The organism is Proteus sp. fly-1067 (genome assembly GCF_040139345.1).
Lineage (GTDB): Bacteria > Pseudomonadota > Gammaproteobacteria > Enterobacterales > Enterobacteriaceae > Proteus > Proteus vulgaris_B.
Map to the genome: position 1 here is coordinate 200375 of NZ_JBEEUL010000004.1, position 22753 is coordinate 223127.

Sequence of the window (22753 nt, forward strand, 5' to 3'; positions counted from 1 at the left end):
TTTAAAATTTATCTTCTTGGTTTTCAATGCTTTTTTCAATAGAGAAAAGGGCGTTTTTACAACGTGCTAGGCGATTCTCAAGTGCGGCAATCTCTTTTTGCAATTCTTGTTGTTGCATAAAACTCTGTGCTTGCGTTAATGAAAGCTCTCTATCTTGGATCATGGCGTGTAATCTGCGCTCATAATCCTGATGTTGGGCAAGTTTTTGGTATAAATCGACACTTTTTTTTCGTTGAGTAAGCTGGTTCTCTTGCTTTCTTAGTGTTTGTGTCGATAATTCACGAGTTAATGCTTCTATTTGTTGTAGGATTTGTGTGGCCAGAAATTTAACCTGCTGGCTTCGTTGTGCCTCAACACAAGCGATTAACTGGGTAAAATTATCGCGGATCTGTTGCATATAGCCGCCAAGTGAATCACTCCGGCGGTGGAACAGTGCTGTGTCGAAGCAAGGTGCTGCAATTTTTTTGTTTGCAATAGGTGCCAGTGTTTCGGCAAGATTGTCTATCTGTTTTTTAAACAAGCTTAAAGGATCGGGTTTATTCATCTGGTTCTTGTTCCTGGTTTGATAAAAACATGAATTGACTTAAAGCAACAAAAAAAGAGTTGTTAACTGGCTTTCTGTTGCATTTTAACGGCATATTGCATAGATTCTATCGTTTCGTTTTTTATTATGGCACTGATTATGACTGCTAACGCGCAACAACTGCAATTTATTAAAGACAGTATTGAAACCATTCCTGATTATCCAAAAGAAGGGATATTATTCCGTGATATCACTACATTACTGGATAATCCTGCTGCATATCAGGCAACCATTGATTTATTGGTAGAACACTATCAAGGTCAGGGTATCACTAAAGTCGTGGGTACCGAAGCTCGCGGTTTCCTATTTGGTGCTCCGGTTGCTTTACGCCTCGGCGTTGGTTTCGTTCCTGTTCGTAAAAAAGGTAAATTGCCTCGCGAAACGCTCAGTGAAACTTATGATTTGGAATACGGCACAGATACTTTAGAGATCCACAAAGATAGCATTACGGATAAAGACAAAGTATTAATGGTTGATGATTTACTGGCAACAGGTGGCACCATTGAAGCAACTGCACGTCTTATCCGTCGCTTAGGTGGAACCGTGACAGAAGCTGCATTTATTATCTGCTTACCTGATTTAGGCGGTATTGAACGCTTAGAAAAACAAGGTGTTCACAGCTTTACTCTGGTTGATTTTCCAGGACATTAATTTCTTCACTGTTTAAAATGGGGTGATATACGCCATTATTTTAAACATGAGTAATAGTGCGGGTGCTTTTGTTTTATTTATGATGTGATATATAAATATCTACGGCCCGCACAATTGATTTTCCTTTCTAATACATGTCAAATATTTGACGGTTCTTTCATCAATATCTCATTTGTTTCTGACAAATCTCGCTCAATGGGGCGTCCCTGTGTTAGCATAGAGATAAATCTCGTTCAAATTTAGCGGAATCAATGAGCTATCAGGTACTTGCCCGTAAGTGGCGCCCACAAACTTTTAACGATGTTGTCGGTCAACGTCATGTGTTGACGGCTTTAGCTAATGGTCTTGATCATCAGCGACTTCATCATGCCTATCTTTTTTCTGGCACTCGAGGTGTCGGAAAAACCACTATTGCCCGATTATTTGCCAAAGGGCTCAATTGTGAAACAGGTATTACGAGTAAACCTTGTGGTCAATGTGCAAATTGCCTTGAAATAGAACAAGGGCGTTTTGTCGATTTAATCGAAATCGATGCTGCATCACGTACCAAGGTAGAAGATACCCGTGAATTGCTTGATAATGTGCAATATGCGCCAGCACGTGGACGTTTTAAAGTCTACTTGATTGACGAAGTTCACATGCTTTCTCGCCACAGTTTTAATGCGCTATTAAAAACATTAGAAGAACCACCAGAGCACGTTAAGTTTCTACTGGCGACAACCGATCCACAAAAATTACCAGTCACGATTTTATCGCGTTGCTTGCAATTTCATTTGCGCGCATTAGACATTGACCAAATTGCGACGCAACTCGAAAAAGTGCTTACTGCCGAACACATCGAAAATGATGTAAGAGCACGCCAGCTTATTGCTCGTGCCGCCGATGGTAGTATGCGAGACGCTTTAAGCTTAACAGATCAAGCTATAGCAAGTGGTGAAGGCGTTGTCACAGCAGATGTTGTAAGCCAAATGCTTGGCACTATTGATGATGCACAACCTTTAGCATTGATTGAAGCACTGGTAAAAGCAGATGGTCAACAAGTGATGTCGTTGGTCAATGAAGTGGCTTCAAGAGGAACTGATTGGGAAAGCTTCTTGGTTGAAACACTTTCATTATTGCATCAAATTGCCATGCTGCAATTATTGCCTAGTGAGGATAATCCCCAAGAACAATTTACCCAAGAGCGTTTACGCCTATTGGCTAAATCTGTTTCACCACAAGATTTACAACTCTATTATCAAACCTTATTAGTTGGACGAAAAGAACTGGCTTATGCGCCAGATAGACGCATGGGCGTTGAAATGACGCTATTAAGGGCGTTAGCTTTTCATCCCAAAACAGTGATTGATGAGGTTTCTTCTGCGCCATTAGCGCAAACTTTGCCTTCTACGTCATCGACAACGAATCGAATGCCAGTGAGTCATGCGCAACAAGTGCCACAAACTCATTCGTCACAAAATACACGTTCTTCTTCGCCCATGGATAATGCCTCGTTAGGTAATAGTCCAGCGGCACAACTTTTAAGAGCACGGCAGGCAATAAAGGGGACAGAACAACAAACCCCGCCAAAAAAGTCTGAACCGGCGACGCCAAATCAGGCTAAGCCGGCTGCTAGTGCATTAGAACGGCTAGCAGCCGTGAGTGAAAGACGCCAACAAGTTGCTAAGCGTCAATCTAATCCTAATGCACCTGAAAAAAAGAAAAAAGAAGCGTATCAATGGCGTCCACAAAATCCTGAGTTGATGTCAACGCAAGAGACAGTGTCTTCGCCTAAAGAAATTAAAGAAGTTCTCGAATACGAAAAAACGCCAGAATTAGCAACCAAAATTGCGAAAGAATCACAAGAAAGAGATGCGTGGGCTGCTGAAATTGAAAAAATGCCATTACCTAAGTTGGTGCAACAACTGGCATTGAATGCGTATAAAGAGACAGTAAGTGAAGAAAATGTGATTTTGCATTTACGAACTAGACAGAAACATTTAAATTCAGCAAATGCATTACGCACACTCACAAATGCATTAAGTGAATTGCATGGAAAAGCAATTTCACTCACAATTATAGAAGATGATAATCCAGCGGTAAAAACGCCGTTGGAGTGGCGACAAGCCATTTATGATGAAAAATTGGCGTTATCGCGTCAATCGATTATTACGGATAAAACAATTCAAACATTACAGCAATATTTTGATGCTGAATTGGATGAAGAGAGTATCCGACCTGTTTAATCGCAACATATTGTATGACTTCATACTGTGTGGCTTTTACAAAGAGAGACAATTATGTTCGGAAAAGGTGGTTTGGGCAATCTGATGAAGCAAGCCCAACAAATGCAAGACAAAATGCAACAAATGCAAGAAGAGATCGCAAACTTAGAAGTGACCGGTGAATCTGGCGCTGGCTTAGTCAAGATCACTATCAATGGTGCTCATAATTGCCGTCGTGTTGAAATCGATCCTAGCTTGTTAGAAGATGACAAAGAGATGTTAGAAGATCTGATTGCTGCCGCCTTTAATGATGCTGCGCGTCGTATTGATGAAACGCAAAAAGAGAAAATGGCCTCTGTCTCTAATGGTATGCAATTACCACCAGGCTTTAAGATGCCATTCTAATGCAAACTAGCCCACTTCTTGAATCATTAATGGAAGCGTTGCGTTGTTTACCCGGCGTCGGGCCTAAATCAGCGCAACGAATGGCTTTCCAACTGCTTCAGCGTGATAGAAGCGGTGGTATGCGGCTTGCACAAGCGTTAACACGTGCAATGTCTGAAATCGGTCATTGCTGTGATTGCCGAACTTTTACTGAAGAAGAGCGTTGTACTATTTGTGCCAATGCTCGTCGCCAGCAAAATGGGCAAATTTGTGTTGTGGAAAGTCCTGCGGATATTCATGCTATCGAGCAGACAGGGCAGTTTGCGGGTCGATACTTTGTTTTAATGGGACATTTATCCCCTTTAGATGGTATCGGACCGATGGATATAGGTTTAGATAGGCTTGAAGAGCGTTTGAGTCAGGAAACAATTTCAGAAGTTATCTTGGCTACAAACCCGACAGTGGAAGGTGAAGCAACAGCCAACTATATTGCTGAGATCTGTGCTCAGTATGATATTACAGCAAGTCGAATTGCTCACGGGGTTCCTGTGGGAGGCGAGCTTGAAATGGTTGATGGTACAACACTTTCACACTCTATTGCTGGACGCCAAAAGATCCACTATTAACATCATAAATCAATTATTAAAAAAGCACCTTTTACTTGATGTAATAAGGTGCTTTTTTTCATTTAACACCATGGAAAGCTTCGCAATTTTTATTAAAAGTAAGGTAATTACCCTTTAAAATTTCTTTTTTCTAAGAAATATCTTTATCTTCAATTTATTCCTTTTTTCTTTCTGATGAATTTAGCACCTTTATGTTACATTAATCATTATCATGAAAAATAATAACTGAATGATGGAGCATCTTATGATCCCTGACGTAGCCTTAGTTGATAACAGTGAACAACGTACCCCTCTGATCTTAGTATTAGATAGCTCCGGTAGTATGTATGGTCAGCCTATTCAACAATTAAATGAAGGCCTTAAGCTACTAGAACAAGAACTAAAAAATGATGTGATTGCAGCAAAACGCGTGCGTATTTTAGTGATTGAATATGGTGGATATGATCAATGTACTGTGCATGGTGATTGGAAAGATGCTATGGATTTTACCGCCCCCATTTTAGAAGCAAATGGCACAACCCCGATGGGACAAGCTATTACGCTGGCGCTTGAAGAAATAAAAGCTGAAAAACAGCGCTTTAAACAAGCAGGCGTTGCTTATACACGTCCTTGGTTATTTTTAATGTCTGATGGTGTACCAACCGATCAATGGGAACAAGCTGCGCAGCTTTGTCGCGAAGCAGAAGAAAACCAAAAAACAGCTGTATTTCCGATTATGGTTGATGGTGCATCAGCAGAAGTGATGGGAAGTTTTAGTCGTAATGGTGTTAATGGCGTGAAAATGCTTAAAGGGTTGCAATTTAAAGAATTATTCTTGTGGTTAAGTGCCAGTATGCAAGTGGTTTCTCAATCAACGCCGGGTGGCACTGCACAATTACCGTCAACAGATCCTTGGGCGAGTGTACCTGTTTGATGAACGATTGGTTAGCTTATGGGGCATCGGTGACAGGAATTGCCCATCAAGAACGTCAAATTCCCTGTCAAGATGCTTATTTTATTCGTCGTAAAGGTGAGTATCTTATCGCTGCTGTTTGTGATGGTGCTGGCTCCTCTCGTTATAGTGAGCAAGGTGCTCAGCTCGTTGCTCGGTTATTTACGCTACGTATCACAGAGTGGCCAAACATTAATTTATTAACCGAAAAACAGATAACACAAGGCGTAAAACAACTTATTGAAGATATTCGCCTCCAACTGGCTGAATATGCAGAAATAAAACAATGTGCGCTTAATGAATATGCATCAACACTGGTAGCATGTTGGGTTGGTGATGATAGTGGCTATTTATTCCATTTGGGTGATGGTATTGCAGTAGTGGAATATTGCGATGGTACAAGTTATGTATCACGACCTGAAAATGGAGAATATGCTAATCAAACGTGGTTTGTGACGTCAGAAAATTGGGAAGCGCATTTACGCGTTATTCCTCTTGATAAACCAGTAAAACAAGTTATTTTGATGTCTGATGGTGTACAGCCTTTTGCCATGAATAAAGCGTGTGATGCCCTTTATGAACCGTTTATCACGCCAGTGATCCGTTATTTAAAAACAGTATCTGAAGATAGCGGAAGTGAAGCGCTCGCGGGAACATTAGCCGACCCTCGGACACATTCAATTACGGGGGATGATAAAACTTTAGTGATTTGTATCAGGGATGAAGAGTTGTGGTAAAAGCGAGAAAAAAAGGGATGGCGATATCTGGGACGACACAACTACAAGATGAAAATGGCAAGATTTATCAGATTGGCGATTTGATAAAAAGTGGGGGGGCAGGGAGTGTTAGTCACATTAACAATGCACCTTTCCAAGTATCAAAAGTTTATCATGATAAAATTGATAAAGCCTATTATCTGAAAAAAATTACCGCAATGCAGAAACTAGAGCCCACATTAAAGGCCGTTTCTGTTAATGATATCCCAATAATTCAACTCGCCTGGCCTCAAGCACGTTTATACAATAGTCAAAAGCAATTTGTTGGCTTCGTGATGCCTGAACTTGATGTGAAAAACACCATTGAGTTGGAATATATTCTTCAAGAGCGTCAAGCTAAAGCCCATCATTTACCCACAGGAATGGGCGCTAAAGTTATCCTTGCTTATAATCTTTGTTCTTTGATTGATGCATTGCATCAACAAGGGCATCGTATTATTGATATGAAGCCATTAAACCTGCGGTTTTATAAATCAAGTTTGTATATGTCTCTTCTTGATTGTGATGGTTTTAGTATTCAAGGGGAAAACATACGCTATCCCGCAGGACAATTTACTGTCGAATATTTAGCACCAGAATTTCACGCAAAACAAGCTATCCCACAAGACCAAGAAGAGCGACAAGATCTATTTGCCTTAGCTGTTATTATTTTTCAACTGCTTAATTTTGGTATCCATCCTTTTAGTGGTCGCCCTAAAAATGATACAGTTCCTACGGATATTCCTAGACGTATTGCTGGTCGTTTTTATGGTTATGGTATGAAGGCGCATAATTTAATTACTCCAAATGTTGCTAGTGGCCATAAACAATTACCCGATAAACTGAGAACATTATTTGATAAAGCTTTTTCAGGAAATCCTACATTAAGACCCAGTGCGAAAACATGGGCTACGGCGCTTTATGAATATGCACAACCTGAAAAGCAGCAAATGTTGGTATGTCAGAAGGATAAAAACCACCAATATTTTGCGGGTAAAGCCTGTGCAGCATGTGCAAGACAAACCCAGCTACAGCAAGTGGCTATGACTCAAAAACAAAGCCAAAAACAACGAGAGCAAATACGTCAAAATAGCGTCAAAAATGCTAATGTTAGGCACACCCCCATACATACGGCTCCAGCTAAACCAATACAGCCACCTGCTATTTTTATCGCGTTAAAACAAGCAATAAGTAAAGTTCCTGCTGTTATTTTTCACACCGCTATTGCCATCATAGCGCCGATTATTTTCGGATTATTTTTGATGTATTTTATTCCGCAAGGAATAAGTGGCGATTTAGGTTTTACTTGGATCACTGACTTAATAAAAGCGAATTATATTGAGCAGCTACTAATAACAATGTTAAGTGTGATTTTTTTAATGATGATAGCCATTATTATACTCATCATTTTTATTCTCCCTTCATTACGTATTTTGAAAAGAAAACCTTAATGAGAGAGAATTTATATGAATAAAACAATTAAACCGATCCTCATTATTGTTGGGATTACCACACTTTTATTTCCTTTTTGGTTACCTGCATTATTAGTTTCAATCATTAGCACTATCGATAGCGTTAGTATCAAGATCCTTCCCTCATCAGTTCGTTTCGATGAGCGTAATTTCTTGCTGGGATTATGGTTAGGTTCTGTCATTATGACGATTGTCATGTTATTGCAATCGTGGCGCGCTAAAAATATCTTCTATTTTTTGGGGAGCGTTGTTGTTGTTCTAACGACATTTAGTCTTTCATTTTCAATCATTCCTCATAGTGAATTAGAAGATCGCCGTCGCTTTGTTTTACAAAATATAGAACAGTCGCAGTGGAGTGATTTTCGTTATAGCGTGATTAATGCTGAAGATAACATCATTAAAACGATTGTTGTTAATCAGCCTAAAACGCTGGGGTATCTCAAAGAGCTTGAAAAAAAACGTATCGAATTACCGGGGCTTGTTTATTTAACGGATGATGTAACTTCCGCAATGCAAGCTAAAGAGGCGTATCTGACTCATGCAAAAGGAACACCAGAACAAAAAGAAGCAATTAAAACGCTCTCTTTTTATGGTGATTGGTTGCTGAATCAACCCGAAATTATTACTGCCCAAGCATTATCATCGCTTCTTACAAATAGTAATGAAAAATTAGTACAATCAGGTATTAACGCTATTACTACCGCACCATTAGTACCGGAAGCATGGCAAACGTTAGCATTAACCTATATTGCTCATACGCCACCCAATATGCAGATAGAAAAAGCAATGGCTGCGTTAATGGTTGCTGATACGCTAAAATATGACAAATTGGGGCATCATAATCCTTCATTACAACCGCTTATTGAAAAAGCGATTTCTGAATTGACAGAAAATCAGCGTCAGATTTATCAAATCCTTCAAGCACGGGTGATAGAAGACCGTCTATATCGACAAAAGAATGCAATTCCTGACGAGGTGGCCAAATTGGCAGAAAAAGTACTGCCTGTCACTAATGCAATAGCGGATAACAATGAAACTTATGTCGAATGGAAATCAATGATGAATGATAGGGAATATCCAGGGATTGTTCTTGTTGATTCACCAAATAAAATACAGAATTGGACGGAAATGCATTACCCGTCTGTTGGACAATATATTCCTATTGCAGAAACCATTTTATCCGTTGATGTTGATCCGCAAGGACGCGTTTTAGGTCTTTGGGTACAAAAAAGTAGTGGGTACAATGTGTTTGATAAGAAAGCATTAAGTGATGCTCGTGGCTGGCGTTTTATGCCAACAAAAGAGGGGTATCATCAACGTGTTACCGTTCGTTTTCAAAGCACACGTCTTGGTTGGAATGACTACACCATTAAACAACAACCTACATTAATCACATTGGCAAAAGCTTATGCAAGGCAAAATATTAAAGGTATTTCGAGTGCTGAAAATGCGTTCGTAGCTTTACAAAAGCAAGCACCAGAAAAAGAGTCGAGTAAATCGTCATCGCATTCTACTTATGATCCCTATTCTTCTATTTATTCAAAACGTGCACAACAGCAAGAAGAACGGGCAATATTACAAAATATTTTAAAAGAGATCCAGACATTACCGAATGGAAAAAATAACCACGAAAGTTGGGATAATAGTCTACGTTTCTTAAACGAAAAATTGGCACTTCATCAAGATAATGAAGATGTTGTAAGAATGGTAGCCCGCTTTGAATTGCAATATTACAATGTGGGAACAAATAATTTATCTCAATCTCCTGATATTTACCCACAAAATAAAGAGTATTGGCAAAACTTGTTATCACAAGCACGTCGCCATTTTGGGCAAGCTATTGCACTAAATCCAAATCGTGAAGATGTTTGGTTAGGTTGGGGGATAACGTGGCTAGATGAAGATCCTGAAATTGCAGCGGGCGCATTTGCGAAAGCAGCACAGCAAAAGTCACAAGAAAGCATTAGTTCTGTCATGCAAATGCTGGAAATGAGGATGGTGATAAATACTCTTGAAGGTGCTCGTTTAGAACGTTACCAAACTTTGAGAGCAAGAATGGATATGCGCTATTTACCTGAAGGTGTTGAAGTTAAGCCTTCAGATGATTATCTCAGTGATGACTTAACGCAGATTCAATTGGCTCAACGTGCGATACCGGCATCAGATCCGAATAGCAAAGTGGTTCGCTTACCTTTAAATACAGACAAAACTGAGCAATCAAACCGTACCTTTAGTGTCGATTTTGCATCAGCAAATATCAAAGGTAGTACTCAGCTATTACCGAAAGTAAATGCTCCAATTACTGCACCTAAAATGGGCGATATGATCCTACAGCTTGATGTTGATCCTCAAGGTGTTCCTACTGTGGTTATGCTAAAAACCAATAGCGGTGATATGAGTATTGATAATGCAGTAATTGATGTTGCTTATCAGTGGCGATTTAATGGCTCACCTTCTCGAACAGGTAATGTATTTTTGATATCCGTTCAATTTAGTCAATAATCTTATTTTGTTTAAAAAATGTTATAAAAAAACGTCTTTTTTGTTGATATTGAGGCGTTTTTTTATCTTTCTTTATTCTCTAACTTATTGAAAGACATAAAATTGTTATCTTGATCACAAAAAAAACGTCTTTTGAAAACAGCAAAACCACTTAACTGAGAAAACAGACCGCTTAATTTGGTATACAACCGCTAAGCGATTTAGTCACACCATTATCGAGTCAAAATTCTTATTATGTAGCTGCGGGCAGTTATCTTTCAGATTCGCTCAAATCATTCTTTGCTGTCCCGCATTACTCTTTGGCTGTTCGGTCTTGCCTGAAAAAAAGGTGTCTCATGAACAAAAATGCATTTTTAAAGCACGTACCTTGGGTGATCCTCGGGATTATCGGTGCTTTTTGTCTTTCAGTGGTTGCACTTCGCCGTGGTGAACATGTTAGTGCGCTATGGATAGTTGTTGCTTCTGTTGCCGTCTACTTAGTTGCTTATCGTTATTACAGTTTGTATATCGCTCAAAAAGTGATGAAGCTTGACCCAACGAGAGCGACACCTTCTGTTATTAACAATGATGGTTTGAACTATGTTCCGACCAACCGTTATGTCTTATTTGGTCACCACTTTGCGGCTATCGCTGGTGCAGGTCCTTTAGTTGGTCCTGTTCTTGCTGCTCAAATGGGGTACTTACCCGGTACACTTTGGCTATTAGCTGGGGTAGTGTTAGCGGGTGCAGTACAAGACTTTATGGTGTTGTTTATTTCCACACGCCGTAATGGTAACTCACTTGGTGAGATGATAAAGAAAGAGATGGGGCCAATTCCGGGTACTATCGCTTTATTCGGCTGTTTCCTTATCATGATCATCATCCTTGCTGTGCTTGCACTTATTGTTGTTAAAGCATTAGCTGAAAGCCCATGGGGTGTGTTCACTGTTTGTTCAACAGTACCAATTGCCCTATTTATGGGTATTTACATGCGCTATATTCGCCCAGGCCGTGTGGGTGAAGTGTCAGTTATTGGTATTGTTTTACTGATTGCAGCGATTTGGTTTGGTGGTGTTATTGCTCACGACCCATTCTGGGGCCCAGCGTTAACCTTTAAAGACACAACAATTACTTTCGGTCTTATTGGTTATGCTTTTGTGTCTGCATTATTACCAGTATGGTTAATTCTTGCACCACGTGACTATTTAGCAACTTTCCTGAAAATTGGTGTTATCGTTGGTTTAGCTGTGGGTATTGTGATTTTAAACCCTGAACTGAAAATGCCAGCAGTTACTCAATACATCGATGGTACTGGACCATTATGGAAAGGGGCTTTATTCCCATTCTTATTTATCACTATCGCTTGTGGTGCCGTTTCTGGTTTCCATGCTCTAATTGCTTCAGGTACAACACCTAAGCTTATTGCAAATGAAATGGATGCTCGTTTTATTGGTTATGGTGCAATGTTAATGGAATCATTCGTTGCGATCATGGCATTAGTCGCTGCATCTATCATTGAACCAGGTCTGTATTTTGCAATGAATACCCCACCATCAGGTTTAGGTATTACGATGCCGAATCTACATGAATTAGGTGGTGAAAATACAGCTGTTATCATGGGGCAGTTAAAAGAAGTTACCGTACATGCAGCTGCAACAGTCAGTTCATGGGGCTTTGTTATCTCTCCAGAAGAAATCTTACAAACAGCGAAAGATATTGGTGAACCTTCTGTATTAAACCGTGCTGGTGGTGCGCCTACCTTAGCGGTTGGTATCGCGATGGTATTCCATAAAATCATTCCTGCTGCGGATATGGGCTTCTGGTATCACTTTGGGATCTTGTTTGAAGCGCTCTTTATTTTAACCGCGTTAGACGCAGGTACACGTTCTGGTCGCTTCATGCTTCAAGACTTATTAGGTAACTTTATTCCTTACTTGAAGAAAACAAATTCGTTCATTCCAGGTGTTATTGGTACAGCGGGTTGTGTAGGCTTATGGGGATATCTGTTATACCAAGGTGTTGTTGACCCATTAGGCGGCGTTAAGAGCTTATGGCCATTATTTGGTATCTCAAACCAAATGTTAGCCGCTGTTGCACTAGTATTAGGTACGGTTATCTTAATTAAGATGAAACGCACTAAATATATTTGGGTAACTGTGGTTCCTGCGGTATGGCTATTAATTTGTACAACATGGGCATTAGGTCTGAAACTTCTCAGCGATGACCCACAAATGGAAGGTTTCTTCTACTTAGCAAATGAATACAAAGCGAAGATCTTAGCGGGTGGTGCTGACTTAACTGCAGCAGAGATTACTAATATGAATCATATTGTAATCAACAACTACACCAATGCGGGCTTAAGTATTCTGTTCTTAGTGGTTGTTTATAGCATCATTTTCTACGGCTTCCGTACGGCAATGAAAGCGCGTAAAAACCCAGAAGAAACAGCACAAGAAACCCCGTATGTGCCTATGCCAAAAGACGTTAAAGTGTCCTCTGGTCACTAATCTTAGGTAAATAGTTTAGCCCCGTACTGGTTTAGCTAGTACGGGGTTTAGGAGAAACTTATGTTTGGCAATTTAGGACAAGCTGGAAAATATCTAGGGCAAGCTGCCCGTATGCTGATAGGTATTCCTGATTATGATAACTACGTACAGCATATGAAAGATAACCATCCTGATAAGCCAGTTATGACCTATAACGAGTTTTTCCGTGAACGTCAGGAAGCCCGTTATGGTGGTGGTGATGGTAAAGGCGGTTTTCGCTGTTGCTAATAATCTGTAAAGGAGACACATAATGGAACCTATTGCAGTGACGATATTGACTGGTTTTTTAGGATCAGGAAAAACAACGCTTTTGCGTCATATGCTTAATGAAGAGCATGGTTATAAAATCGCAGTTATTGAAAATGAATTTGGTGAAGTGCCTATTGATGACGAAATTATTGGTGATAGAGCCACTCAAATTAAAACACTTACCAATGGTTGTATTTGTTGTAGTAAATCGAATGAATTAGAAGACACATTATTAGACTTATGTGACAGCCTTGATCGTGGTGAAATTGAGTTTGATAGGCTAGTTATTGAATGTACAGGTATGGCTGATCCCGGTCCTATTAGCCAAACATTTTTTTCTCATGAGGTGATCTGTCAACGCTATTTGTTAGATGGGATTATTACTCTTGTTGATAATATTCATGCTCAACAACAACTGGATCAATTTACTATTGCACAATCTCAAATTGGTTATGCTGATCGCATCTTATTAACAAAAACTGATGTTGCACCAGCATCACCCGAATTAATGGCTCGATTAAGACGCATTAATGCAAGAGCGCCCGTTAATACCGTTATTCATGGACAAATTGATTTAGGTTTATTGTTTAATGTAAAAGGTTTTATGTTGAATGATAACCTTGAAGTAAAACAGCCTCTTTTCCGATTTCAAGCAGAAAAACAAGATGATATCCATTCTATTGTACTGAAATTTGATTATCCCGTTGAGCTACAAAAAGTTTCTGATGTAATGGAAAAATTATTATTAAGCTTTGCTGATAATCTTTTACGTTATAAGGGGATATTAAATATTAAAGATCAACCTAATCGCTTGTTATTCCAAGGTGTGCAACGCCTTTATAGTGCTGATTGGGATAGAGCATGGCATGAAGGCGAAGTTCGCGAAAGCACATTGGTCTTTATTGGTATTCAATTACCTGAAGATGAGATAAGAGCTAGTTTTGATGCATTAATGCCAAGTACGCAAGAGAATGCACATTAACCCAATACCCTGTAGTGAGTGTTAGAAAGCAAGTAGTAGAAGTAACCGTAGTATAGCCGTAAATAGCAGTAACGAATATTGATAAGCTTCTGACTTGAGGAGGATCCTGTTCCTAGGATCTTATGTTTCACCCCATAATAATCACTATTATGGGGTGCTTTTTTAATTACTGAAATTAGCCATTAGCAACGGCTTTATATTCCATAATCTCAATAATTTGAATATCGGTATGTTGCATTGCTCGACTTGCTAATGCACATAAGTTTTCAATTGTTGAGTCAACATCATGTGCCACAATACCGTCATTACCTGTCACAAATGTATTATCAAGAGCCATTAATACAGCTTTATAAGCGGCACTTGCACCAGTTGAAACTTTCATCGCACAGCTATTTGAAGCACCATCACAAATCACACCGCTGATATCACCAATCATGCTGTTAATCGCCATTGCCATGGATTCATAGCATTCATCCATTAGCCACGCAATTGCACCAGCAGCACCCATTGATGCTGTTGTTGCTGCACATAATGCAGACAGAGCAGGGAATTTATGGTGAATATAAATAGCCAGTAAATGGGAAAGCATTAATGCTCTAGCCATTTTCTCTTCGTCAACTTGTAAGTATTCAGCGACAACGACCACAGGCATGGTGGCAGCAATGCCCTGATTACCTGAGCCAGAATTGCTCATTGCAGGTAATATAGCGCCCCCCATACGTGCATCAGATGCAGCAGATGTACGGATCATTATCTCTGATAATAGATCTTTTGCTAATAGGCCTCGTTGTTGCTGGCGTTGTAAAGTTTGTCCAATATGTAAACCATAACTATTGTTCAAACCTTCTTTTGATAGCGCATCATTTAAATGTGCTGATTCAAGAATAAAAGAAATTTCTTCTACTGGTACCTGAGTAACAAATTGATAAATTTCTTGGGTGTTTGTTTGAGTTAGTGTTTCTTTTATTTCGCAAGGCGATGTAGATTGTTCTGTACTATCACAAGTGTTATCAAGAACAATATCACCATTATGAATGATTTTAACGATATTGGTGTGATTGCCTGCAATAATGACAGTTGCACTGTTTTCACCGTCTTCAACAGTCACTTCACTATATAGAACTTCTTGGCATGCTTTTTTAATTGAAACATTCACAATGCCAGCAGCTAATAGTGCTTTACTTTGTTCAACGTTATCTGGCGTTGCATTCTTTAATACTTCAAGACCTGCATTACAATCCCCCCCAACGGCACCTAAGCTAGCAGCAATAGATAGCCCCACCATTCCGGTTCCTGGTACGGTAACGCCCATACCATTTTTCATTAAGTTCGGGGAAACTTCAGCACTAATGCGGGTAATAGGGTGTTGTAAGTAACTTGCTGCTGTTGCAGCCGCTAATGCAAGCGAAATAGGTTCAGTACAACCTAAAGCGGGTTTAACTTGTTGCTTAACTGCCGCTATCAATATTTTCCAACGAGAAGATAGTTGTTCTTTCATTGCATGCATCCAATAAACAGTATGAGAATTCAAAGGGTTATTCTATTTTTAATACCACAATCATACTGAATTTATTGGAGAAAGTTTTTTCTGAATTTACTAACATTGTACAAATTTTGAGAAAATATTACCCTTTATAGCTTCTGTGTTGGTAATTTTTTCCACATAAAATAAAAGCAAACGTTCTGACTCTTTAATGTAATTTATGAGAGCTAAAGAAGGTATATTTTGTATCTAGTGTATAAATTAAGGAGGATAAAAATGAAGTTAAATAAGATAATTTAAAAAATTGAAGATAAGATTAAATAAAAAGGCAATAGAACGAATACACAATTCTATTGCTAGTATAATCATCATACTTAATGTGGGCTAACTCAGAATCGTTAAAATAAAAATAATGAATATTTTCAATATCACATTTTTATTTTAACAAAGCAGATAATAGGCTCATTAAATTTTAGTGTATAAGAATAATGATTTATTATTTTGTTAATATTTTCATGATGATAGCTTCGATGTTTTTTTAAATAAATAATTAAGTCTATATTTAGAAAAACAGTTAACTAGTTTTTATTTATAAAAATAACAATAAAATATCTTTGTCTATTTTTAATATGTTTATTATTTGAAAACAACCTGAAGCAACAAATATTGCTTCAGGTATATTTATTAATAATAGAAGATAGCAATAATAGCACTATGAAATACAAAGCCGACCATAAGCGGGATCGCTGTTCTTTTTACAACATCAAACGGTTGCAATTTAGCACCACTAGATACTGCAATAATAACTCCAGCTACAGGAGACATACCTCGTCCCATATGTGACGCTTGTTGCATTGGTAAAATCATCGCAATTGGGTTGACACCCATGCTATGTGCAATTTGTGGAATAAGTTCAACAAATGCAAGGAAGGGAGCATTACCTGAACCCATAATAATTGCAGCCGCTAATGTCACGATAGCGAAGACCAATGCCATAGCAAATGGTGGCAAGCCTACAGACTCCGCCATTACAATCAGGCTATCTATTGCACCACTGACTTTAATACCATGAGCAAAGACACCCGCTGCGACTAATAACCCCACAACGTTACTAAATGCAGAACCCATACCCTTTAAGAAATGCTGGAAGCCCGCACACACTGATTTAAAATCACGTAAGCGTAATGTTTCAATTAGCATACAAATTGCCATTGAAATCAATACAATAGTGACTACATCAAGGTGAATTCCTGCAACAAATAGGCTTGATGAACTTACCGCCATAATGATCGGTAACATTGGCAGTAAGGCATAAAAGCCAGGTACGTTTTTATCACTCTTTGTTTCTTCAGACATTTTGCCTAATTGAGGCACAAATCCGGCTTTGCGGTCACAATGGCGCTGCCAGAAGATATGTGTAATACCAACAGCTAATACGGTTGCAATCGCCGCAGGCCCTTGGTAATAAAGTACATATTCTACGACCCCTAAATCAACCGCTTTTGCACCACGAATGGCATCAATAGCCGTTGGGGTGTAAGCCACCCCTAATGAAGTTGCAATTACACCCGCGGCAGATGCTGGGGATAAGCCAAGTCCTATCATAATCGGAAACATCGTACCCATTAACAGAACGGCCAATCCAGTTGCTGAAGGAATAGCAAGTTGCAAAATACTCGCGAGTAAAAAAGAGAAAAATAGCAACACATAAGGTGAACGCATATTTCTCAACGGGCGAGTTGCAACCCGTACAACGGCCTCATTAGCGCCAATATGATCCATATAATGTGCGAACCCCATCAGTGCCATGATCATTAAACCAAGATCAGCAGCACGACTACTAAAGAGATCACGCATTACTTCAAAAGGATCTAACCAGCCAATGCCTGTTGTTTTGACATTTTTAGGAAGAATATCTCCCCAACCAAACATCATGGTTAGCACCATTAAGGCTAGACCGGCGACTAACAAAACAGGTTCTGCTTTATATCCTTTCAAAATCATCCTAGCGACAATAACAACGACGACTAAGACCGCAAGAATTTGGATCATTCTTTAGCTCCAGGTGCAAAACGCTCTGCTGTGATTTTCACGACGGACTTTAAGACATCACTGGCAGCATAAAGGGATTTAACAGGCAGATATTCATAAATAGAATGAAAATTATGAGCACCAGTAAAGATGTTTGGGCAAGGTAAGCCATTTTGAGAAAGGGCTGCACCATCATAACCACCACGCATTGGGATCGGGCGAGGAGTAATTCCATTTGCTTCATAAGCGGCAACTGCAATATCGATAGGGTAGCGATTATCACCTTGTAGGCTATTAAAGACGTTGGCATAACGGTCAGCGAGTTTACAAGTTACGGAGTCTTCACCCCATAAACCTGCGCAATAATCTGAAAGTTGTTTTAAAAATGCCATACGGTGAGCGTAACCTTTTTCGGTGAAATCACGCACATCCATTTTTAATACAGTACGAGCGCTATTACCTGCTAATTGTTTTACCCAATAATAACCTTCACGGCCTTCGGTATATTCAGGCGCCTCGCCACCCGGTAACATAGCAACAAATTTATGTGCCATTAATAGTGAGTTCTTTAATTTACCTTTCGCAGACATTGGATGGGCTGAAGCACCAGTAAAGGTAATTTCCACATCCCCTGCATTCCAGTTTTCATACACTAACTCACCAATACCACAGCAATCTAATGTATAGGCAAAATCAGCACCAAATTCTTTAGTATCAAAGGCTTTTGCACCACGTAAACCTTGCTCTTCATCTGGCACAAAACCAATTTTAATCGTACCGTGTTTAACTTCGGGATGTTGTTTAAAGTATTGCAACATATCCATAATTGAGGCAATAGCCGCTTTATCGTCAGCACCTAATAAACTGGTGCCATCCGTCACGATAATATCGTCACCAATATAGTTTTCTAGTTCTGGGAATTCACTTTGGCGTAGATAAATATCAAGCTCTTTGTTTAAGCAGAGGTCACCACCTTTATAAGGTAGGATTTGCGCTTTGGTATCATTAGTTTGTTCAGCGCTGGTATCTAGATGACCAAAAAAGGCAACCGTAGGGACATCATAATCAAGATTTGAAGGAAGTGTGGCTGTGACAATCGCGGTATCGCGAATTTTGATATCTTCAACACCTAACGCTTTTAATTCTTCCACTAATTGTAGTGCAAGCACTCGCTGACCTTCCGATGAAGGCATAATACCAGCTGCGCCATTTTCCCTGTTAGTCGTGGTGTTAACTTTTGTATAAGAAATAAAACGTTCAACGAGATTCATGACAAGACTCCATTGTGTTTGATTTTTTGTATTCTCTCTATTAAAGCTTAGTTGTCTCATTTATTGGAAAGGACAACATCTACTTGTTGTATCATAAAAAAACCAGCAGGGAATTAGAGGAAAATAATTATTTTTATAAGAAAAGTTTAATGTTAATTAATATTTAATTTTTGGTTTTTTCTTTATTAAAAAAAATCGTGTTTTGTATAGGTGAGGTTATTTTTGTTTACTTTATGACTTCTATTTTTGTGAAGTTAATCGTTAAACTTCATTTAATTCATTATTATTTCTTTATCATAATTAATATGTTTTTTGAAAGATATTAAGTTTTTTTCTTAAAAAAATGCTATTTATTTAAAAAAATAGAAAAGAGAAGTGATAGATGAGGGAAACACTGAGAGTAAAATATTATTTATATATAAATAATATGAGTATTGTGATAATGAATGGTATCAATGAAATTGGTAGAAAATCACCCTCTATTGCTAATAAAATAGTCTCCATAGGCGGGGAAATAAAACTCTCTATTTCTAAATTATCTATCAAGGTGAGGAATGCAATAAATGAATTCATTCATCCTGGTCGCTATGAGAATAAAATTATATTTAATGCAAATAGCTCGTTTTTAAAATCTAAAGATTTAATCATCAGTAATAAAGGAATAAATAATGAAACGATAGAGTTTAACCGTATAGATAATGAGAAAAACACTTTAAAAGAAAGACTGCAAATTCTAAAATATATTGAACTTCCTAATGGAGATTTGGTTCCGATTGATAAAGCTATTAATGATCTTTATTTATGTAAACAAGATAGTCTATTAAAGAGTAAATTATCATTAATTAATTATATTACAGAGATACAATTTAAATCATCAATAAAAACTAAAATGGCATTATCAAATCAATCAAATGATAATTTAAATATATCTAATTTAAAAGGTGGAAGTGAATATGAATATGTAAAATTCGATGGTTATGTAAATAAAAAAACAGCTATTACTGATCCGCAATATGATCAGGTTAATGATGGCGATTTGATAAAAACTGATTTTAAAAATATTGATAAAAATACGAGCAATAAAATTAATTCTAACATTAATAAAAATCAAGTTTCTGTTGAAAAAGAAAATTTTAAATCTCATTTAATTGAAATTACAAAAGATATTTCATTACTAGATAGGTTATCAGATGATAATGATAGATATGGATATGTATTTCTCGATAAAGTTGTTAATTATTTGGAAACTTATAATGAAAATAAGGGATCGGGAGAAAAAGATCCTATTAATAAAGAAACTTATTTTAAAAAACTGGCTAATTCAGACTATTTTTTTAAATTAAATAAAAGAATTAATAATATTATTTATTTGCAGTTTTTAAAAAAAGAACAAAGCAGCGATGAAAATGGTGTTATAGAAAACATCACCGCTACAGTTAACAATACTTTAAATGAAGATGAAAAGTTACAAGAGGCCGAAGAACAGAAAAAAGTTTTTGCTGTGCATGATAAATTAGATGAAAATAATATGTCAATAATAGAAAAACAGCATAAAGATAAACTTAATTCGATTAATAATGATAATTCATTTGATGAGTTTTTAGCTGAAATAGATGAGCAACTTAGTATAGCTAACGAAAATAAAAAACTTACGCCACAAGAGCTATTGGCAATGGTGAAAAAAGAATAGTGTTATTTTATCCTCCTATTAATTTTAACTAATTTTAGATATATTTATTATATATGATTTAAAAATAGAAGGTTTTTTATAAATGACAGATAAATGATAGAAGGATAGAACGTAATCCATAGAATAGTATAAATATTAATTAATAGGATGATAATGATGTATCTTGAAAAGATGAACATAATGCCACAAGGAATGTCTTCAATTTTAGCAAATCATATATCAGATACTGATCTCTCTATTCATAGAGACTCAGTGTTATCAATGAAAAATTCATCGCATGGATTTATTGGTGTTAAGTGTTTAGAAAGTAAAACAATGGAGACGCTAGACGAACCAATTTATATCGACATGAGTAAAGATATCTCTTGCGTTTCTAATTCTTACGAAATGTTTTATGATAAAATCGCTGATGGCTATTTTTCTAATAAAAGTTTATTTATTAAAAGTGAAAAAGAAAATCCATTTTTTGATTTAGATAATAAAGAACAAGAATCAATATTTAATCATTTAAAAAATAAAGGGTTTGATACTGATAAATTAATAAATAAAGAATTGCTAGAAAATGTTATTGATAGTTCTATTAATGAGCCGATTGAAGGCAATACTTATGAATCAATTTATGAGCCAATTTATGAAACAATGAATCAAGATTGTTTGTTAAAAGAAAAACTAGAGCTTGTTGATGATTTATCTAAGATTATTTATAAGAATAATAAAGTGAAGGGTAAGTTTAAAGATAACTTAATTAAGATTATTAGCAATGTTCCATTGGGTGAATTATTTTCTTCATGTGAAAAATATGAAGAGCAGTATGAGATACAAGATTATTTTTTAATTAATAGATTTATTTATCGATTTATAGAAGATTTTAATAAATCAAATAATCATAAAATTAAAGTAAATGAAGATTTAAAAAGACGTTTAAATGCTTTTATTCTTCTTGAGAGCTTAAAGTTGAAAAGTGACAATATTATCTAATAGGGTTTCCCCGATATTTTATCGGGGAAAAAAGAGAGTATTAGTACTAAATATCCAAGCGTTTAGTTTGCCACTTACGTGAACGCCAACGCCATGCGTTAGTTAAACCACGTAACCACTCATCACAAAGAAAGCCAATCCAGATACCAATCAATCCCATTTCCATCTTAATACCAAGGAAATAGCCAACCGGAATTGCCACTCCCCACATAAAACAAATTGCTGTCATCAGAGGAAATTTAGCATCGCCGGCCGCACGTAAGGCATTCACCATCACGATATTAAAAGTACGACCTGGTTCTAAAAAGACCGACAAAATAAACAGAGGAATTAATTGGTCAATAATGCGTTGATCTTCTGTAATGGAATACAAAATAGGATCACGCATAAACCAATAAATAATCACTACCCCAATCGTGAATATCACACCAGTTTTTAAACTTTTCCAGCCACGATTAAAGGCATCATCAAAGCGTTTAGCGCCAACTAAATGCCCCACAAGAATTTCATTACCAATACTAATAGCAATACCAAAGAGCATTAAAAATAATGACAATTGGAAATAGAGCGTTTGTGCTGCAAGAGGAACTTCGCCCATTAAACCAATAAAGGCGGATGCAGTCATGTAATGTAAGATCCAAACTAGATTTTCACCAGCAGCCGGTAATCCAATATGTAGGATTTTCCCCAGCATATTTTTGGACCAGATAAAGAGTTGTCTTGCTTGAAATTTAATGCGTAAGCCGTAGAACAATAATCCACATAATAAAATGACGGCAATAATACGACCAACAACAGTAGACCAAGCAACACCGACTAATCCGTATTGTGGTAAACCAAAGAAGCCATAAAGTACAATCATATTACCAATGACGGTAACAATGTTAGCAATCAATGTGACATACATGGCGGCTTTTGATTTGCCATAAACTCTTAAACATGCAGCCAGAATAATTGAAATTGCCTCAGGAATAAGACAAATGCCAATAATATGCAAGTAATTGTAGCCATCTTGAACCAAGTGAGATGGCGTATTCATTAAATTAAGAATGTTGTAGCCAAAAAAGAGAATAATTACAGCGCTACTTATCCCCAGTAATGAGTTAAATGCAATAGAGATATGGATTGCCTGACTGGCTTTTTCTTTTTTACCCGCACCTAAATATTGGGCAATAACGACGCTACATCCCACACTAATAAAACTAAAAATGGTGATGAAAAGATCAAAAACCTGGTTGCCGACGCCCATAGCGGCTAAGTAAGCGGTAGAAACGTGGCTTACCATGTAAGTATTAATTAATAGTGTGGCTAGATGTAGGAAAATATCTATAAATATTGGCCAACTAAGAGAGAAAAGCGAGCGATCCGCTACATCAGACTGATGCATTGAAAACCTTCTTAAAAACAGAGTGAAATCGATTTATTAATATAAACGT

The 22753-nt window shown here is 37.5% G+C and carries 18 protein-coding genes; 13 read left to right on the forward strand and 5 right to left on the reverse strand.

Translation table 11 applies throughout. The annotated features are described in order from the left end of the window. Position 1: 1 nt before the first annotated feature. A complete protein-coding gene (priC, locus tag ABN217_RS08395; protein ID WP_197269534.1) occupies positions 2-544 on the reverse strand; it encodes a primosomal replication protein PriC in 543 nt (180 codons plus the stop codon). 138 nt (positions 545-682) lie between these two features. Between priC and apt the strand changes: the two genes are divergently transcribed. The 11 genes from apt to yjiA all read left to right on the forward strand — a co-directional run bounded on the left by apt (position 683) and on the right by yjiA (position 13864). Beyond that, a complete protein-coding gene (apt, locus tag ABN217_RS08400) occupies positions 683-1234 on the forward strand; it encodes an adenine phosphoribosyltransferase (RefSeq protein WP_036932856.1) in 552 nt (183 codons plus the stop codon). Positions 1235-1485: 251 nt separating this feature from the next. After that, positions 1486-3459: a DNA polymerase III subunit gamma/tau gene (gene dnaX / locus ABN217_RS08405; RefSeq protein ID WP_349459296.1), complete on the forward strand. Its 1974-nt coding sequence runs from the start codon at positions 1486-1488 to the stop codon at positions 3457-3459. A gap of 54 nt (positions 3460-3513) precedes the next feature. Further along, a complete protein-coding gene (locus tag ABN217_RS08410; RefSeq protein WP_036932854.1) occupies positions 3514-3843 on the forward strand; it encodes a YbaB/EbfC family nucleoid-associated protein in 330 nt (109 codons plus the stop codon). Continuing rightward, complete coding sequence (gene recR, locus ABN217_RS08415) at positions 3843-4448, forward strand: recombination mediator RecR (protein ID WP_072069364.1); 606 nt, start codon at positions 3843-3845, stop codon at positions 4446-4448. The genes ABN217_RS08410 and recR overlap by 1 nt, the downstream gene beginning before the upstream one ends. A gap of 244 nt (positions 4449-4692) precedes the next feature. Further along, the gene (locus tag ABN217_RS08420) at positions 4693-5361 is read left to right on the forward strand and encodes a vWA domain-containing protein (protein ID WP_349459297.1); all 669 of its coding nucleotides are present in this window, start codon (positions 4693-4695) and stop codon (positions 5359-5361) included. Continuing rightward, positions 5361-6116, forward strand: a complete 756-nt coding sequence (locus ABN217_RS08425) for a protein phosphatase 2C domain-containing protein (RefSeq protein ID WP_196553562.1) — start codon at positions 5361-5363, stop codon at positions 6114-6116. The genes ABN217_RS08420 and ABN217_RS08425 overlap by 1 nt, the downstream gene beginning before the upstream one ends. Before the next feature lie 17 nt (positions 6117-6133). Then, entirely contained in the window at positions 6134-7585 is a 1452-nt protein-coding gene (locus ABN217_RS08430; RefSeq protein WP_349459298.1) for a protein kinase domain-containing protein, read from the forward strand. A 15-nt stretch (positions 7586-7600) separates the two neighbouring features. Continuing rightward, a complete protein-coding gene (locus ABN217_RS08435; RefSeq protein ID WP_349459299.1) occupies positions 7601-10108 on the forward strand; it encodes a TonB family protein in 2508 nt (835 codons plus the stop codon). A gap of 335 nt (positions 10109-10443) precedes the next feature. Continuing rightward, positions 10444-12594 (forward strand): carbon starvation CstA family protein, encoded by a 2151-nt coding sequence (locus ABN217_RS08440; protein WP_109407961.1) that lies wholly within the window; start codon positions 10444-10446, stop codon positions 12592-12594. Positions 12595-12654: 60 nt separating this feature from the next. Then, positions 12655-12861: a YbdD/YjiX family protein gene (locus ABN217_RS08445; RefSeq protein ID WP_004245057.1), complete on the forward strand. Its 207-nt coding sequence runs from the start codon at positions 12655-12657 to the stop codon at positions 12859-12861. Between the two features lie 22 nt (positions 12862-12883). Beyond that, positions 12884-13864 carry a GTPase gene (yjiA, locus tag ABN217_RS08450; RefSeq protein ID WP_340895229.1) on the forward strand — a complete coding sequence of 327 codons (981 nt, stop codon included), beginning with the start codon at positions 12884-12886 and terminating at the stop codon, positions 13862-13864. Positions 13865-14039: 175 nt separating this feature from the next. Here the strand turns inward: yjiA and ABN217_RS08455 are convergent, their stop codons facing one another. The 3 genes from ABN217_RS08455 to pepT all read right to left on the reverse strand — a co-directional run bounded on the left by ABN217_RS08455 (position 14040) and on the right by pepT (position 18649). Next, positions 14040-15362 (reverse strand): L-cysteine desulfidase family protein, encoded by a 1323-nt coding sequence (locus ABN217_RS08455; RefSeq protein ID WP_349459300.1) that lies wholly within the window; start codon positions 15360-15362, stop codon positions 14040-14042. Between the two features lie 669 nt (positions 15363-16031). Beyond that, complete coding sequence (dcuC, locus tag ABN217_RS08460; RefSeq protein WP_196553567.1) at positions 16032-17399, reverse strand: C4-dicarboxylate transporter DcuC; 1368 nt, start codon at positions 17397-17399, stop codon at positions 16032-16034. Then, positions 17396-18649 (reverse strand): peptidase T, encoded by a 1254-nt coding sequence (gene pepT / locus ABN217_RS08465; protein ID WP_349459301.1) that lies wholly within the window; start codon positions 18647-18649, stop codon positions 17396-17398. The genes dcuC and pepT overlap by 4 nt, the downstream gene beginning before the upstream one ends. A gap of 442 nt (positions 18650-19091) precedes the next feature. On the opposite strand from pepT, the gene ABN217_RS08470 reads away from it, so the two are divergent. Continuing rightward, on the forward strand, positions 19092-20339 hold the full coding sequence (locus ABN217_RS08470; protein WP_197269525.1) for a hypothetical protein: 1248 nt from the start codon (positions 19092-19094) through the stop codon (positions 20337-20339). A 180-nt stretch (positions 20340-20519) separates the two neighbouring features. After that, positions 20520-21317: a hypothetical protein gene (locus tag ABN217_RS08475; RefSeq protein WP_197269524.1), complete on the forward strand. Its 798-nt coding sequence runs from the start codon at positions 20520-20522 to the stop codon at positions 21315-21317. A gap of 46 nt (positions 21318-21363) precedes the next feature. Here the strand turns inward: ABN217_RS08475 and ABN217_RS08480 are convergent, their stop codons facing one another. Further along, a complete protein-coding gene (locus ABN217_RS08480) occupies positions 21364-22704 on the reverse strand; it encodes an MATE family efflux transporter (RefSeq protein WP_072069352.1) in 1341 nt (446 codons plus the stop codon). Positions 22705-22753: the final 49 nt, after the last annotated feature.

Coding starts and splice junctions, on each gene's coding strand:
- priC (WP_197269534.1), bottom strand. CDS start 544: ATGAATAAACCCGATCCTTTAAGCTTGTTTAAAAAACAGATAGACAAT.
- apt (WP_036932856.1), top strand. CDS start 683: ATGACTGCTAACGCGCAACAACTGCAATTTATTAAAGACAGTATTGAA.
- dnaX (WP_349459296.1), top strand. CDS start 1,486: ATGAGCTATCAGGTACTTGCCCGTAAGTGGCGCCCACAAACTTTTAAC.
- ABN217_RS08410 (WP_036932854.1), top strand. CDS start 3,514: ATGTTCGGAAAAGGTGGTTTGGGCAATCTGATGAAGCAAGCCCAACAA.
- recR (WP_072069364.1), top strand. CDS start 3,843: ATGCAAACTAGCCCACTTCTTGAATCATTAATGGAAGCGTTGCGTTGT.
- ABN217_RS08420 (WP_349459297.1), top strand. CDS start 4,693: ATGATCCCTGACGTAGCCTTAGTTGATAACAGTGAACAACGTACCCCT.
- ABN217_RS08425 (WP_196553562.1), top strand. CDS start 5,361: ATGAACGATTGGTTAGCTTATGGGGCATCGGTGACAGGAATTGCCCAT.
- ABN217_RS08430 (WP_349459298.1), top strand. CDS start 6,134: ATGGCGATATCTGGGACGACACAACTACAAGATGAAAATGGCAAGATT.
- ABN217_RS08435 (WP_349459299.1), top strand. CDS start 7,601: ATGAATAAAACAATTAAACCGATCCTCATTATTGTTGGGATTACCACA.
- ABN217_RS08440 (WP_109407961.1), top strand. CDS start 10,444: ATGAACAAAAATGCATTTTTAAAGCACGTACCTTGGGTGATCCTCGGG.
- ABN217_RS08445 (WP_004245057.1), top strand. CDS start 12,655: ATGTTTGGCAATTTAGGACAAGCTGGAAAATATCTAGGGCAAGCTGCC.
- yjiA (WP_340895229.1), top strand. CDS start 12,884: ATGGAACCTATTGCAGTGACGATATTGACTGGTTTTTTAGGATCAGGA.
- ABN217_RS08455 (WP_349459300.1), bottom strand. CDS start 15,362: ATGAAAGAACAACTATCTTCTCGTTGGAAAATATTGATAGCGGCAGTT.
- dcuC (WP_196553567.1), bottom strand. CDS start 17,399: ATGATCCAAATTCTTGCGGTCTTAGTCGTCGTTGTTATTGTCGCTAGG.
- pepT (WP_349459301.1), bottom strand. CDS start 18,649: ATGAATCTCGTTGAACGTTTTATTTCTTATACAAAAGTTAACACCACG.
- ABN217_RS08470 (WP_197269525.1), top strand. CDS start 19,092: ATGAATGGTATCAATGAAATTGGTAGAAAATCACCCTCTATTGCTAAT.
- ABN217_RS08475 (WP_197269524.1), top strand. CDS start 20,520: ATGCCACAAGGAATGTCTTCAATTTTAGCAAATCATATATCAGATACT.
- ABN217_RS08480 (WP_072069352.1), bottom strand. CDS start 22,704: ATGCATCAGTCTGATGTAGCGGATCGCTCGCTTTTCTCTCTTAGTTGG.